The sequence below is a fragment of the Pseudomonas sp. ZS1P83 genome, assembly GCF_054897825.1.
This window is the reverse complement of record NZ_CM142706.1, coordinates 4,226,733-4,241,723: the sequence shown is the minus strand read 5'-3', so window position 1 is coordinate 4,241,723 and position 14,991 is coordinate 4,226,733. Positions and strand designations below refer to the sequence as shown.

The following is a 14,991-nucleotide window of genomic DNA, read 5'->3' as shown; positions in this document are numbered from 1 at the left end:
TGTCAGGCATTTTGCGCCTGGAGAAATATCGAAAACAGCTCGGACTGGGACTTGATCCCCAGTTTGCTGTACATGTGTTTCTTGTGGACTTTCACGGTTTCGACAGAGATTTCCAGTTTGCGGGCGATTTCTTTACTGGAGCAGCCGCTGAGCATCAAGCGCCCGACATCCAGTTCCCGCGCGGTCAATTGCGCGCCTTTGAGTTGTTGCACCGACGCTTCCAGCTGCACTCGCCAGTCGGCTTGCGGCGGTGCTGGCGCGAGGGCCACGGTTTCGTTTATTTCGTAGGGCAGGCGCTGGCGCAACAGGCCGAGCACCCAGGGCTGGATCAGTGACAGCAAGGCGATCTGCTGTCCGCTGAAACGCTGCTTGCTGCCCAGTGACAGGCACAACGTGCGGTCGCCTTCGAGCTGGCAATTGAACTGGATTTCATCGGCCACCACATTCAGACGAAAGTAGCGCTGGTAGTACTCGGTCAGCTCGAAATGCTCCGGCGCCACTTCCGACAAGCGATAGAGCCCGGTGCGCGACTGCTCGCGACAGGCGATGTAGAACGGATCGAGAAGATACAAACCGCGCAGATAGTCCTGGAACAATTGATCAGGACTGCCGTCCGCGCCCGGGCATTCGGCGAACACTTGCGGGTGCTGATCGGCGCTGAAAAGCAGCGCCACCCAGCTGTCGAAGGTCACGTACTGATCCAGCAACCGTACAAGCTGGGTCCAGAAATTGGGCTTGTCGAGGGCGTCGATCAATTGCCCGACCGAGCGGTGCCACGCGATGTCGTCTAACGAGAGTGTCATGCCTCTACCCCTATCGGGTTACCCCAGCGGCGTGATTCCCCGGCCGCTGGCTTGCTGCGCATACTGGCGCACAGACACCGACCGGGCAATCTTTCTGCCAGGCATCAAGAACAAGGAATACCCATGAAAGTCGAACTCGCCCAGTTGGCGGGCCGTGACAACGACACGGCATACAACCTCGAACGCGCTCTGAAGGCGATCGCTGCCTGTGCTGACGATACACAGCTGATTGTGTTTCCCGAAACCCACTTGATGGGCTTTCCGTCCCTCGAGGCTTTGGCCGAAACCGCCGAACCGCTGACCGGCCCGACCGTCAGCGCGGTGCTGGCTGCGGCCCGTGAACGCAACATCGCCGTGGTGATCGGCATGGCCGAGACCGACAACGGCCGCTTCTACAACACCACGTTGCTGATTACCCCCCAAGGTATCGCGCTGAAATATCGCAAGACGCACCTGTGGGCCTCGGATCGTGGTGTTTTTGAAGCCGGAGACCGTTACGCCACCTGCGAGTGGAACGGTGTGCGGGTCGGCCTGCTGATTTGCTACGACATCGAATTCCCGGAAACCGCCCGTGCCCTGGCGCAATTGGGTGCTGAACTGCTGATCGTCACCAACGGCAACATGGACCCGTACGGCCCGACTCACCGTACGGCGATCATGGCCCGCGCCCAGGAAAACCAAGCGTTTGCGCTGATGGTCAACCGGGTAGAAGAGGGCGATGGCGGGTTGGTGTTTGCTGGCGGCAGTGCGCTGGTGGATCCGCTGGGGACTTTGTTGTTCGAGGCTGGACGGGAGGAAGGACAGTTTGCGGTTGAGCTGGATCTGAATCAGCTGACGATGGCGCGGCAGGATTATCGGTATCTGGATGATCAGCGGCTGCGGTTGCCGGGGGAGATTGTTGAGCATGCCAATGGACATAGGGAGTTACTGATTCCTGCACGTTAACCGTTAACCCGATCGTTCCCACGCTCTGCGTGGGAATGCAGCCCGGGACGCTCCGCGTCCCAAGAGCGGACGCAGAGCGTCCATTGAGGCATTCCTTTGCGGCGCGTGGGAACGATCACGCAACACCCGTAATTTTTGCCGAACTCGGCTCTGCCATAAATCTAATAAATTCGGAGTAGTCGCTCATGGCTCGTTTGCAACGCACCCTGTCATTGGGTTCGGTGGTGCTGTTCGGCATCGCCTACATGACGCCGATCATTGTGCTCGGAACCTTTGGCATCCTCGCTCAATCCACCGCCGGCATGGTGCCGGCCGCTTATCTGGCGGCGCTGGTGGCGATGTTTTTCACCGCCATGAGTTACGGCCGAATGGCCTCGGCGTTTCCTGTCGCCGGTTCGGCCTATAGCTATGTACGCAAAGCGATCAGCCCGAAACTCGGTTTCATCGCCGGTTGGGCTGTGCTGCTCGATTACCTGTTCCTGCCCATGGCGATCTGGCTGATCGGCGCGGCCTACCTTAACTCCGCCTTCCCGGCCGTGCCGCAGTGGATCTGGGTGCTCGCGTTCATTGGCATCACCAGTGCGATCAACATCGTCGGTCTGAAACTGGCCAACGGCATCAACGCGTTACTGATGCTAGTGCAGTTCCTGGTGCTGATCGCCTTCGTTGCGTTGTGCGTCCATTACGTCGGTGGCGATGCGAGCACGCCATTGTGGTCGGTCAAACCGTTCTTCAACGGTGACATGCAGATGCCGCTGATCAAGAGCGGTGCAGCCATCGCCTGTTATTCATTCCTGGGGTTCGACGCGGTCAGTACCCTGACCGAAGAAACCCGCGACCCGCGCCGCACCATCCCGCGAGCAATCATGCTGATTACCCTGATCGGTGGATTGATCTTCGTCAGTGTGTCGTACTTCGTGCAGATCGCGCATCCGTCGTTCCAGTTCGACAGCGTCGACTCGGCGGCCTATGAAATTGCCCGCAACATCGGTGGTGACCTGTTCGTGTCGATCTTCCTGATCGGCCTGATCGTCGGCCAGTTCGCGTCGGGCCTGTCGGCTCAGGCCAGCGGCTCGCGACTGTTGTTCGCCATGGGCCGCGACGGCGTGCTGCCAAAATCGTTCTTCGGCACCTTGCACGAACGCTTTGGCACACCGGTCAACAGCATCCTGTTGTGCGCCGTGGTCGCTTTGCTGGCATTGAAACTGGATGTCACCACCTCGACCTCATTCATCAACTTCGGCGCGTTCCTGGCGTTCAGCCTGGTGAACCTGTCGGTGATATTTCATTACTGGATCGGCGGTGAGAACAAAGGGCTGCGTGAATTCGTGTTGTTCCTGTTGTTCCCGTTTATTGGTCTGGTGGCGGATTTGTGGCTGATGGTCAGCCTCGATCACCTGGCGATCTATCTGGGTTTGAGCTGGTTGGCGATTGGCGTGGTGTACCTGGCGGTGCTGACCGGCGGCTTCCGTCGCCAGCCACCGGAGATGGATTTCCAGGAGGCTACTTAGGCGGGAGCGGTTTGGATTGATGAATCGGCAATTCGACCCGAAAGGTTGTTCCCACGCCAACCTCACTGCGCACCGTAATATCCCCCCGGTGTTTTTTCACGATGCCATAGGACAGGGACAACCCAAGCCCTGTCCCTTGGCCCACCGGTTTGGTGGTGAAAAACGGGTCGAAGATTTTCTGCAGGCAGTCCGGCGCAATGCCGGAGCCGGTGTCTGCAACCTCGATCCACACCGTTTCAGCTTCAAGTCCGGTGCGCAGGGTGAGGGTGCCGCGTTCCGGGCCGATGGCCTGGGAGGCGTTGACGATCAGGTTCATGATCACCTGATTGATTTGCGAAGGCAGGCATTCGATGTCGGGCAGGTCCTGATATTCCTTGAGCACATCGGCCTTGTACTTGAGTTCGTTGGCGACAATGTTCAACGTCGATTCGATGCCCTGTTGCAGATTGGCCCACTGCCATTCCTGGTTGGAGTCGACCCGGGAGAAGTCTTTCAGGTCCTTGACGATCTGCCCGACCCGGTTGATGCCGTCCTTGGATTCCTTGATCAGCAGCGGAATGTCCTCGCGCAGGAACTCCAGCTCGACCCGTTCGCGCAGTTGGTTCAAACGCTCGATAAGTTCGCTTGAGCCGATCGCCTCTTCCGCATCCCGATAGGCGTCGAGCATTTCCTGTAATTGTTTGAAGTAGCCATCCAGGGTGCCGAGATTGGAGGAAATGAAGCCGATGGGGTTGTTGATTTCATGGGCGACGCCGGCCGCGAGTTGCCCCAATGAGGCGAGTTTTTCCGATTGCACCAATTGGGTTTCAAGCTGTTTGCGCTCGTCGATTTCCCGCTGCAATTCAACGCTGGCCTCTGTGTACTGCCGGGTTCGCCGTTCGACCATTTGCCCTAAATGGTCCATTTGCACGCTGGCCCGTTCGGTCATGTCCCATTTGGTCAGCAGGGTGTTGGCCATCTGCTGGACTTCAATATTGTCGAACGGCTTTTTCAGGATCAGCAGCCGGTCATGCGCCTTCAAACGGTCCAGCAGTTCATCCCAGGAATAGTCGGAAAAAGCGGTGCAAACCACCACCTGCAGGCGCGGATCTGCTTGCCACAAATATTCGATGGTTTGCGCGCCGTCCCAGCCTTCAGGCATGCGCATGTCGACAAAGGCCAGGGCGTAGGGGCGGTTTTCCTGCAAGGCCCACTTGAGTTTGCCCAGCCCCTCCTGCCCGCCGTACGCCGAATCCAGTTCGAACAGGGCGCTGGCGGATTTCACTTCGTTGCCGAACAGCGTGGCCTCCATTTCGTCCAGTTCGACGGTCTGCTCCGGCGTGGGCGTGAGAATCTTGCGGAAGTCCACGTGAATGGACGGCGTGTCGTCGATCAGCAGAATGCGTCGGTTCGAACGCTCGCTCATGCTTCCACCGGTGCGGCTTTCAGAGGGATCCGCAACGTGAACAGCGCACCCTTGCCCGGTCCGTCGCTATGGGCGGTGAGGTGGCCGTTCATTTCGATGGCGGCCAGTGCACAGCTGTGCAGGCCGAAGCCGTGACCTTCCTTGCGGGTAGTAAACCCGTGAGCAAAGATCCGCGTCATGTTTTCTTCGGCGATGCCTTCGCCGTCATCCTTGACGCTGACTTGCAGGGTTGTGTCATCGACGATTTTGACCCCCAGGGTCATTTGTCGCGGGCGGTTGCTGAGTTCGGACATGGCGTATTTGGCGTTGCTGATCAGGTTGATCAGGATCAGCAGCAAACGGTGTTTGTCGCCCATGACCTGCGGCACATCGCTGTATTCCTTGACCACCATGACGTGGTGTCGGGTCAGCGCGCCGGAGTTCATGCGCAGGGCGTCCTCCAGCAATTCGCTGATGTGCAGCGGTTCCATCAGGCTGTTGGCGCCCGCGTAGGACTGCTGGGTGGAGACGATGTCCTTGATGTGGTCCACGCTTTTGGTCAACTGGGCCAGTTCGTCGGTCATGCCTTGTTGTTCAAGGGCAATGGCCTCCACCAGTTGATTCAGGTAGCCGGGCAGCAACTTGCCTTTCGCGTCCTCGGTCAGAAAATCGCCGAGGTCGCCTTGATGTTCGTTGATCAGCTGCATGGCCTTGCCCAGGCCCTGCGCCTTGCTACCGCGCAGTTTGCGGGTCACCAGGTCGGCCGAAATGTTCACGCTGTTGAGCACGTTGCCGACGTTGTGCAGCACATTGGTGGCGATCTCGGCCATACCGGCCTGGCGCGCGGTGTCGAGCAGTTCACTCTGGGTATCCCTGAGCTCGCGGGTGCGCTCCTCAACCCGCAGTTCCAGGTCGTCATTGGCGGTGTGCAGGGCTTTGTTGACGCGATTGATCACGGTGAAACTGCGCATCAGGTGAATCGCCAGGTACACCAGCAGCAACACCAGCAGCACCGAAAACAACAGCATGTAGAAGTGATAGCGCTGGTCGACCGCATAGGTCCGCTGCTGATCGGTGTTGAGCAGGTTGGTAATATCGTCCAGGCGTTCGGCCACGGGAACGGCTTCGATGTTTTCCAGCAACCGATTGACCACGGGTTGTTCGCGCAGGATCAGCGCGATGTGGTTGCTCAGAATATCGATCGGGCTGTGGAACGGCTCCGGCAGTCGTTGTTTGTTCACCCCCAGTTTGTTCAGCCCGAGCAGGATGTCGGCGGCTTTGTCATCAGAGGTGACCTGAGCGAACTCCAGGCTGCTGAGCAGCAAGTCATACGTGTCGGTGGCGATGTTATGAAGTTGCAGTTGGTCCTCATCCACCAACCGGGCCAGCTGTTCCTGAATGTCGTCCTCGGCGGTGGGCAGGAACGCCAGCGAGTTGCGCAGCACGGCGTTGTGCGACTTGAACTGCTCCACCAACCGGGTCTTTTCCTGAATGGCGGTCAGGTAGGCATCATGGCTGGCGCGCCAGGTAGGCGATTCGTTGCGGCCGTGGTTCGACGCCATCGTGTCGAACCGCTCCCACAGGTTCGTCACCTCGGTCAGCGGTGCGACCAACGGATCGTAGTTGTGACTGATGGCGACCCTGGCCTTGAGGATTTCGGTTTCCCATTGCGCGTTCAGTTGTTTGATCTGGCCGATCAAGTCCCGGGATTCGGTGTAAGTCGTCGTCTGGTTCGAATTGGATTTGAGGTATAGGAACAGCAGCACCGAAGCCAGTATCAGGGCCACGACACTGAGCAACGCCAGGTTGCGGCGGTTAGATGTTTTCATAAGGGCTTGCCTCCCCATTCACTGGTCAGGGTCTGGAGGAATTTGATGATCAGCGTCTTGTCGTCGGCAGAGGGAATACGACCGAGCTGAAACGTGAACATCACGTCCACCGCCTCTTCGAGGGTCTTGACCGAACCATCGTGAAAGTACGGCGCGGTCACGGCGACGTTGCGCAGGCTCGGGACCTTGAACACGTTGCGGTCCTCTTCGTCCTTGGTGACCAGATAGCGGCCCAGGTCGGCTTCGGTGGGGTTGCCCCTGTTCTTGAAGTAGTCGCCCATGACCCCGAACTTCTGGAACATGTTGCCGCCGATGTTTACGCCCTGATGGCAGGCGATGCAGCCGTAATCCTTGAAGCGTTGGTAGCCGTACTTTTCATCTTTGGAGAGAATGTCGGTATCACCCAGCAGGTATTGGTCGAAACGCGAGTTGGCGCTGATCAGCGTGCGTTCGTAGGTGGCAAGGGCGTTTTGCACATTGTTCATGGTCACGCCGTCCGGGTAGGCGTTGACGAACGAGGTCTGATAAACCGGATCGGCGTTCAGCGTCTGCACCACATGCTCCCAGTTACTGCCCATTTCACTGGAGCTCTGCACCACTCCGTGGATCTGGGTTTCCAGGGTGTCGGCGCGACCGTTCCAGAATTGCCGGAAGTTCAGGCTGGCGTTGAACACGCTGGGGGTGTTGATCGTCACCGGCAGGCCGGCGAAACCGATGGAGAACGCCTTGTCGTCGGCCCCGCCGTTTTCCAGTCGGTGGCAACTGGCGCAGGACAGACTGCCGTTGACCGACAAGCGTTTCTCGTTGAATAACTGGCGGCCGAGTTCGACCCGCAGCGGATTCTGCTGTGGCACCGCCGGCAGTGGTTTGAGTGGTTCATCCAGCGGCGCGGCACCGGCGCTCAAGCAGAGTCCGAACAATGGCACCAGAAGCAGGCGGTGAAAGGAAGGCGACATCTGATGATTCCTTGGCTGGAGGCCTGTGTGTCGTTGCGCATCGTTCACATGGCTGCGGATGAAGAGGGCTTCACCGACCCCAGATACCGGACGAACGCTTCCGGCTCCACGGCTTTGCTGAAGTAGTAGCCCTGGCCTTCCTCGCATTGATGGGCCTTGAGGAAATCCAGTTGTTCGAGGGTTTCCACCCCTTCAGCAATGATGGTCAGCTTGAGGCTCCGGCCTAGGCTGATGATGGCGCTGACGAGGGCAGCGTCGTTGCTGTCGCTGCTTAAGCCGCGAATGAATGACTGATCGATTTTCAGCACATCGATGGGAAAACGCTGCAAGTAACTCAGGCTGGAATAACCGGTACCGAAGTCATCGATGGCCAGTCGCACGCCCATGGCCTTGAGCCGGGTCAGCGCGGTCACCGTGGTTTCGACGTTCTGCATCAATATGCCTTCGGTGATTTCAAGCTCCAGCAAGGCCGGTTCCAGACCTGTTTGTTTGAGTGTCTGTTCGATGCCGTCGACAAAGTCCCGCTGACGGAAGTCGATGGCCGAGATATTCACCGACATACAGATTTTCGGCAGCCCTGCGGCCTGCCAGGCGCAGGTTTGTCGGCAAGCCTCGGCGAGCACCCATTTGCTCAACGGCACGATCAAACCGCTGTCTTCGGCTACACCGATAAATTTGGACGGGTAGATCAGACCGTGCCCCGGTTTTTGCCAGCGGATCAGCGCCTCGGCACCGACCACTTGGCCGCTGCCCAGGTCCAGTTTGGGTTGGTAATGCAGGACAAATTCGTTGCGCTCCAGCGCTAGGCGAATGCCAGACTCGATGCTTTGCTGATCCCGGGCGCGCTGGTTCATGTCGTCGATAAAAAAACTGTAATCGTTCGGGCCGCTTTCCTTGACGTTGCGCATCGCGGTTTCGGCTTTCTTGATGAGCGAGATGGCATCGAGGCCGTCCTCGGGGTAGATGCTGATGCCCAGGCTGGCGGTCACGCACAGGTCGTGGCCGGCAATGTGCTGAGGCGCGCGGATGGCATTCAAGAGTTTTTCGGCGATGCCCTTGGTCTGCTGAGGGTGGCGGACATCGGCGAGGATCACCACGAATTCGTCAGAGCCGTAGCGAAATACCGAATCGGACTCGCGAATAGTCGCCACCAGATTGCGGCCTACCTGTTTGAGCATCTCGTCACCGGCCGGATGGCCCAGGGCGTTGTTGATGCGCTTGAAGCGATCGAGTCCCAAAAACATCACGGCCAGTTGCTTGTCATGACGCCGGGACAGGGCCAGAGACTGGTTCAGCCGGTCACCGAGCAACGTGCTGTTGGGCAGCTCGGTCAGTACGTCGTACTGCAACAGGTGCGAAACCTTGAGCAATTCGTGGACCCGCGCCTCGATGGTTTTCTCCAGGTTCAGGACCTTCATCGCTGCGTCCTGCGCCATCTGCCATTTCCAGGTCAGGGCACTGGCCATCTGGCGGATTTCCAGGCTGTCGAAGGGTTTTTTCAGCACCAGCAACTGGTCGCCGAACTCCAGCCGTTCGGCCATGTCTTCCCAGGTGTAATCGGAATAGGCCGTGCACAATGCGATTTGCAGGTGAGGGTCGGCCTTCCACAGTTGTTCGATGGTTTCCAGGCCGTCCCAGCCCGGTGGCATGCGCATGTCGGTGAACGCCATGGCATAGGGGCGACCTTCGGCCAGTGCGCGCGTGACCAGTTCGAGGGCTTCCTGGCCCTGGTAGGCCGAGTCGAGCTGGAACGTCAGCCGATCAAGCTGCACGGTGCCGAACAGAGCTTCTTCAGCACCAGCCAGGGTCTGTTCGCCTTCGGTCTCTGGGCCAAGAATCTTGCGAAAATCCTCATGAATCGAGGGCGTGTCGTCGATGATCAGGATGCGCCGATTGGTCCGTACGAAAGGCGTTTTCATCCTTTGTCCTCCGCGGAGCGTGGCGGGTTGTCCAGAATCTGCCCGATGTCGTGGTTGGGGGGCAAGATGCTGCCGGCCTTCAGCAGCTCGGCGGCCTGCTGGCTGCTGACCGCTTTGCTGAAGAAGTAACCCTGAGCGTTCATCGGTGAACCGGTGGCCATCAGCGAGCTGCGCTGCTCCTGGGTTTCAACGCCCTCGGCAATGATGCCGATCCCGACTTCACGGGCAAAGTTGATGATGGCGCGCAGGGTGGTCGCGCTGGCCGGATCGTGGGCGGCGGTGTCGATGAAGGCCTGAGCGAGTTTCAGGTGATTGACCTGGTAGGTCTTGAGATAGTCGAACGAGGAATACTCGGTGCCGAAGTCGTCGATGGCGATCTTCACCCCCAGCTCACGCAGTCGCGGCAGCACATCGTTGTGGGTCCATTTGGTCTGGGCCAACGTCGCTTCGGTGACGTCGAAGCGCAGGTCCCAGGGGCAGATTTCCCAGCGCGCGGTGGTGCGCAGCACGTCATAGATCAGCTCGGGACCACTTTTGAGTTGGGCCAGGGACAGTTTGATCGCAATGACCGGTGGCGCCATGCCTTCATCGCGCCATTGGCGCATTTGCTGGCAGGCGTGATCCAGCACCCAGTGACCGAGCGCGACGATGGTGCCGGTCTTCTCCGCGGCGGGCAGGAACGCCGGGCCTTCCAGTAAACCGCGCTCGGGGTGGTTCCAGCTGACCTGAGCTTCCATGCCGAGGATTTTGCCGCTGCTCAAGTCCACTTCCGGCCAGTAATGCAGTTCGAGTTCATCGTGTTCGATGGCCGCTCTCAAGTCGTTGGCGATGGTCATGCGTTCGACCACCTCCTGATTGATCTCCTCGGAGTGGAAGTGGTACTGGTTGCGGCCCTTTTCCTTGGAGCGATACAACGCCATGTCGGCCTGGGTCAGAAGGCCGTCGGCGCTGGTGCTGGCCGGGCTGTAACTGCTGATGCCGATACTGACCGAGACCCGTACATCATTGCCGGCCAGGGAGTAGGGCAATACCAGCGTATCGCGGACCTTGGCGGCCAGGGCCGCGGATTCGGTCGGGTCGCCGACGTCCTGCTGCAAGATCGCGAACTCGTCACCGCCGAGACGGGCGACCACATCGTTTTCGCGCACACAGGCCTTGATCCGGCGGGCAACCTCTTGCAGCAACAAGTCGCCCACCGGGTGGCCGAGGGTATCGTTGATGCGCTTGAAGTGATCCAGGTCCAGGTAAAACATGGCGAACGGTGCCGCCCCCCGACGAGCAGCGGCGAATGCCTGATGCAACCGTTCGATCAGCGTCGCACGGTTGGCCAGCCCGGTCAGCCCGTCGGTGCGGGCCAGCAGGGCGATTTTTTCCTCGGCCAATTTACGTTCAGTGATGTCGATAATGATGCCTTCGACTTCCAGCAAACGGCCTTCATCGCCGCGCACCGGGATGTAGCGGTTTTCGACCCAGCGCCAGTCACCGCTGCCGGTGCGCATCCGAAACTCGATGGAAGCGCCCGCCGCATGACGGTCCAGCACCCGGGCCATGGCGGTGTCGACCTTCGTTTGATCATCGGGATGGATCAGTTCCCGGGCCCAGTTGGCCGAAGCCACCAGGTTCGCTGCGACGTGGCCGTACTTGGTGATGTTGTGCGAGATATACATCAGCGGAAACGACGGCTCGCCCCGCAGCCGATACAGAATGGTCGGGCTGTTCTGCACAATGATGTTGGCATCGGACAGCTCCCGTGTGCGCTCCTCGACCGCCTGTTCCAGCAGCGACATTTTCAGCGCCGCGTCTTCGGTCATTTGCCACTTGGCGGTCAGTGCACTGGCCATCTGGCGGATTTCGATGGCATCAAAGGGTTTTTTCAGAATCAGCAGGCGATCGCCCAGTTCCAGGCGTTCGTCGATGTCTTCCCAGGAATAGTCGGAATAAGCGGTGCAGAGCGCCACTTGCAGCTTGGGATCGACCTGCCACAGCCGTTCGATGGTCTCCAGCCCGTCCCAGCCCGGCGGCATGCGCATGTCGATGAAGGCCATTGCGTAAGGCATGTCGTTGGCCAGCGCCGTCTCGACCTTGTCCAAGGCTTCGAGGCCCTGAAGCGCCGAGTCGAGTGTGAAGCTCTGCAGCGACAGCGCCGCAGGGGTGCCGAACAGGGCTTTTTCGGCGCTGATCAGGCTGTCGTCCTCAATCGAGGGTGGACTGAGGATCTTGGTGAAGTCCGCATGAATCGAAGCGGTGTCGTCGACGATAAGAATCCGTCGATTGGTCCGTGCCAGCAGCGTATTTATCGTCATACGCTGGTACCGGCAGCAGTGTGGTGCGGTTTATTCATAGGGGGCATCCTTTCCCTGATCACCTGGCCGAACGTACAGATATGGATCCGAGTCAGCTGAGCATAGTTCGCTGTCCAGCACTTCGCGCAACTCAATGAGCTGATTCATTTCCGTTGAGGGGGTGAAAATCATCTAGCCTGTAGGTCAGGCTCCGGCAATAGGGGATGTTTGCCCCGGGACCTGCCACAACGATGTGCCCGTTTTACTTGAGGTGACGCCATGGAAGAGCAACTCCCCACGACTTTGTACGATAAACCCAAGGTGCTGCTGGTCGATGATGAGGAGTCAATCCTCAACAGCCTGCGTCGTCTGTTACGCAGCCAGCCCTACGAATTGCTGCTGGCCACCAGCGGTGCCCAAGCGCTGGAGATCATGGAGCAACACGCCATTGACCTGGTGATGACCGACGCACGCATGCCCAACATGGACGGTGCCACGCTGCTGGCTCATATCCACCGGCTGTACCCGACGACCACCCGGATTCTGCTCACCGGCTACGCGGACATGCCGACGATCATCAAAGCCATCAACGAAGGGCAGATTCACCGCTACATCAGCAAACCCTGGAACGACGAGGAAATGCTCCTGACCTTGCGCCAGTCTTTGGCTCATCAACATTCCGAGCGCGAACGCCAGCGCCTGGAGCAGTTGAACCGGCAGCAGAACGCTCAGTTGAAGTCGCTCAACATCACCCTGGAAAAACACGTCGCCGCCCGTACCGCCGAACTCCAGCAGACTGCCGACATGCTCGACCTGGCCTACGAAGAGCTCAAGCGCAGCTATGTCACCGGCACCGAGGTGTTCTCGCTGCTGGCCAACTTGCGCCTGCCACCGGCCAAACAGACCAACCGCCAGATCATCGAACTGGTGCGGGTGTATTGCAAACTCCACGAACTGGACGAGGGCACGAGCCGCGACTTGGCCATGGCCGCGGCGCTCTACAACATCGGCAAGCTGAGCTGGACCGACAGCATGATCACCGCGCCCGCGGACCTGCTGCACCACAATGATCAGGAGCGTTATCGCGGTTATCCCAAGCAGAGCGAATCGCTGTTGATGACCCTCGACCCGATGAAGGACGCCGCTCGTCTGATTCTTCATCATCAGGAGCGCTGGGATGGCAGCGGTTTCCCCGACCGGCTCAAGGGCGAGGCAATTCCGTTCGGTTCGCGCCTGCTGAAACTGGCGGTGGATTTCATCGAGTTGCAGCGCGGACTGATCCTCGAGCGGCAGATGAACAGCGATGAGGCTCTGGTCTACATCCGCAGCTATGCCGGGCGGCTCTACGATCCCGAACTGGTGGAAGATTTCATCCAGGTCTGTGCCGCGTACCTGAGCGATGTCTCGTTGGCCGATCCGTCGGTCAAGGTGCTGACCACACGGGAAGTGGCGGCGGGCATGATCCTGGCGCGCAACCTCAATGCCGACAACGGCATGCTGCTGCTCAATGCCGGCAAGGTGTTGAACGGGCCGCTGGTAGAGAAGTTGATCGCCTTCGAAGCCATGGAGGGCGCGAAATACAGCATTTTTGTGAAAATGCCGGAAGAAGAGGAGACAGCGCTGCTGGAGCGCGCAACGACATAGACGTTGGCGCAGGATGTGATCTTTGCGGGGTGACGAAGCTGCGGCGGCCATGGGATCCTTGCGCTTTTTCCTCAAGGCCAATCCTGATCCATGACGCTTTCATCCGCTGCCTCGCCCCGTCTCATCCGCATCGCCGCCGCCCTGTTGATCGGCCCGGACGGTCGCATACTGTTGGTCCGCAAGCGCGGCACCGAGGCGTTCATGCAGCCAGGGGGCAAGATCGAAGCCCATGAGCAACCTGTCCACGCCCTGGCCCGTGAACTGGAAGAAGAATTGGGCTTGGTCATCGATCCGGCACACGCCACCTACCTCGGACAATTCTCGGCACCGGCCGCCAACGAGCCGGGTTTTGTCGTCCAGGCCGAACTTTTTCAGCTGACCATCGATTCAGCGGTAGCACCTGCGGCGGAGATCGAAGAGGTGCGCTGGATCGACCCGGCCACCGACGGCGATGTCACGCTGGCGCCATTGACACGGGACCTGATCCTGCCGTTTTATCGAACCTCGTTAATGATCGCCTGATCCTTTCCCGAACGCTGATTTCATAAGAGCAAGGACTGCCCATGATCCCGCTTCAAGACTTGCTGATCTTCGCCGCTGCCGCATTGCTGATGGTGCTGACGCCGGGGCCGAACATGATCTACCTTATTTCCCGTTCGATCTGCCAGGGGCGCAAGGCCGGCGTGACCTCCTTGCTCGGTGTGGTCGCGGGATTTTTCGTGCACCTGTTCGCGGCCGCTGCCGGTTTGACCGCCGTGTTTCTGGCGGTGCCGATGGCCTACGAAGTGCTGAAGTGGGCCGGCGCACTGTACCTGGTGTGGTTGGCCTGGCAGGCCGTCAAACCGGGTGCGTGTTCACCCTTCGAGGCACAGCAGTTGCCGCCGGATTCGTCCCGCAAATTGATCACCATGGGCTTTCTGACCAGCGCCCTGAACCCGAAGATCGCCGTGTTTTATTTATCGGTGTTTCCGCAGTTCATCACCCCTGAGCACGGTGCAGTGTTCACTCAGAGCATCATTTTGGGCCTGACCCAGATCAGCGTCAGTTTCACCGTCAATCTGCTGATCGCGCTGTTCGCCGCGGGCATCGCCTCCTGGTTCGTCAACAACCCGACCTGGCTGGCGGTGCAGCGCTATTTCATGGGCTTCGTGCTGTCAGCGCTGGCGTTGCGACTGATGCTTGAACAACGACGGATGGCTTGAACATGTGGATTGAGCGGCTTGATGCCAGTCACGCCCTGGATTATCGGGCGCTGATGCTCGAAGCCTACGACCTGCACCCCCAGGCGTTTACCTCCAGCGTGCGCGAACGCTCAGTGATGCCGCTGAGTTGGTGGGAATCACGCCTGGCCAGCAAGCTGGACGTGGTGTTCGGCGCATTCGAAGACGGTGAGTTGGCGGGCATCGTCGGCCTGGCCTTCGAACCTCGGGAAAAGGCCCGGCACAAGGCGACATTGTTTGGCATGTACGTGTCCGGCAAGGTCCGGCAGCGCGGGTTCGGTTATCACCTGGTGCAAGCTGCCCTGGCTGAAGCGCAGATCCGTCAGGGCCTGCGGCTGATCCAGCTGACCGTCACCGCCGGCAATGAAGCCGCGTTCAACCTGTACCAGCGTTGCGGCTTTATCCAGTTTGGTCTCGAACCTTTGGCGGTGCGGGTGGGCGAGGACTACTTCGACAAGATCCATATGTGGCGGGAGATCTAACCCACCACGATCAGGT

13 protein-coding genes are annotated in these 14,991 nt (G+C 59.3%); 7 read left to right on the top strand and 6 right to left on the bottom strand.

Annotation, left to right across the window (positions count from 1 at the left end):
- Positions 1-2: 2 nt before the first annotated feature.
- Positions 3-803: a helix-turn-helix transcriptional regulator gene (locus ACYZT0_RS20175; protein ID WP_462042691.1), complete on the bottom strand. Its 801-nt coding sequence runs from the start codon at positions 801-803 to the stop codon at positions 3-5.
- On the opposite strand from ACYZT0_RS20175, the gene ACYZT0_RS20170 reads away from it, so the two are divergent.
- The 3 genes from ACYZT0_RS20170 (at position 802) to ACYZT0_RS20160 (ending at position 3,259) form a co-directional block, all read left to right on the top strand.
- The gene (locus ACYZT0_RS20170; protein WP_282375309.1) at positions 802-930 is read left to right on the top strand and encodes a hypothetical protein; all 129 of its coding nucleotides are present in this window, start codon (positions 802-804) and stop codon (positions 928-930) included. The genes ACYZT0_RS20175 and ACYZT0_RS20170 overlap by 2 nt on opposite strands.
- A complete protein-coding gene (locus tag ACYZT0_RS20165; protein ID WP_462042690.1) occupies positions 927-1,748 on the top strand; it encodes a carbon-nitrogen hydrolase family protein in 822 nt (273 codons plus the stop codon). Before ACYZT0_RS20170 ends, ACYZT0_RS20165 begins: the two co-directional genes overlap by 4 nt.
- Positions 1,749-1,933: 185 nt before the next feature.
- Positions 1,934-3,259 (top strand): APC family permease, encoded by a 1,326-nt coding sequence (locus ACYZT0_RS20160; RefSeq protein WP_462042689.1) that lies wholly within the window; start codon positions 1,934-1,936, stop codon positions 3,257-3,259.
- Here ACYZT0_RS20160 and ACYZT0_RS20155 read toward each other — a convergent pair.
- Genes ACYZT0_RS20155 through ACYZT0_RS20135 form a run of 5 tightly spaced genes read right to left on the bottom strand, consistent with a single transcriptional unit; the run spans position 3,252 to position 11,650 of the window.
- On the bottom strand, positions 3,252-4,664 hold the full coding sequence (locus tag ACYZT0_RS20155) for an ATP-binding protein (protein WP_462042688.1): 1,413 nt from the start codon (positions 4,662-4,664) through the stop codon (positions 3,252-3,254). The two genes, ACYZT0_RS20160 and ACYZT0_RS20155, sit on opposite strands and share 8 nt — an antisense overlap.
- Positions 4,661-6,472 carry a DAHL domain-containing protein gene (locus ACYZT0_RS20150; protein WP_462042687.1) on the bottom strand — a complete coding sequence of 604 codons (1,812 nt, stop codon included), beginning with the start codon at positions 6,470-6,472 and terminating at the stop codon, positions 4,661-4,663. The genes ACYZT0_RS20155 and ACYZT0_RS20150 overlap by 4 nt, the downstream gene beginning before the upstream one ends.
- Positions 6,469-7,428, bottom strand: coding sequence for a cytochrome-c peroxidase (locus tag ACYZT0_RS20145; RefSeq protein ID WP_462042686.1), 960 nt, complete (start codon positions 7,426-7,428; stop codon positions 6,469-6,471). The genes ACYZT0_RS20150 and ACYZT0_RS20145 overlap by 4 nt, the downstream gene beginning before the upstream one ends.
- 44 nt (positions 7,429-7,472) lie before the next feature.
- Positions 7,473-9,347 carry a putative bifunctional diguanylate cyclase/phosphodiesterase gene (locus tag ACYZT0_RS20140; RefSeq protein ID WP_462042685.1) on the bottom strand — a complete coding sequence of 625 codons (1,875 nt, stop codon included), beginning with the start codon at positions 9,345-9,347 and terminating at the stop codon, positions 7,473-7,475.
- A complete protein-coding gene (locus ACYZT0_RS20135; protein ID WP_462042684.1) occupies positions 9,344-11,650 on the bottom strand; it encodes a putative bifunctional diguanylate cyclase/phosphodiesterase in 2,307 nt (768 codons plus the stop codon). Before ACYZT0_RS20135 ends, ACYZT0_RS20140 begins: the two co-directional genes overlap by 4 nt.
- A gap of 258 nt (positions 11,651-11,908) precedes the next feature.
- Here ACYZT0_RS20135 and ACYZT0_RS20130 point away from each other — a divergent pair, with 258 nt between their 5' ends.
- The 4 genes from ACYZT0_RS20130 (at position 11,909) to ACYZT0_RS20115 (ending at position 14,975) form a co-directional block, all read left to right on the top strand.
- Positions 11,909-13,273: an HD domain-containing phosphohydrolase gene (locus ACYZT0_RS20130; protein WP_462042683.1), complete on the top strand. Its 1,365-nt coding sequence runs from the start codon at positions 11,909-11,911 to the stop codon at positions 13,271-13,273.
- Between the two features lie 90 nt (positions 13,274-13,363).
- A complete protein-coding gene (locus tag ACYZT0_RS20125) occupies positions 13,364-13,795 on the top strand; it encodes an NUDIX hydrolase (RefSeq protein ID WP_462042682.1) in 432 nt (143 codons plus the stop codon).
- A 41-nt stretch (positions 13,796-13,836) separates the two neighbouring features.
- The gene (locus ACYZT0_RS20120; RefSeq protein ID WP_462042681.1) at positions 13,837-14,475 is read left to right on the top strand and encodes a LysE family translocator; all 639 of its coding nucleotides are present in this window, start codon (positions 13,837-13,839) and stop codon (positions 14,473-14,475) included.
- 2 nt (positions 14,476-14,477) lie between these two features.
- A complete protein-coding gene (locus ACYZT0_RS20115) occupies positions 14,478-14,975 on the top strand; it encodes a GNAT family N-acetyltransferase (protein WP_462046611.1) in 498 nt (165 codons plus the stop codon).
- Positions 14,976-14,991 lie beyond the last annotated feature (16 nt).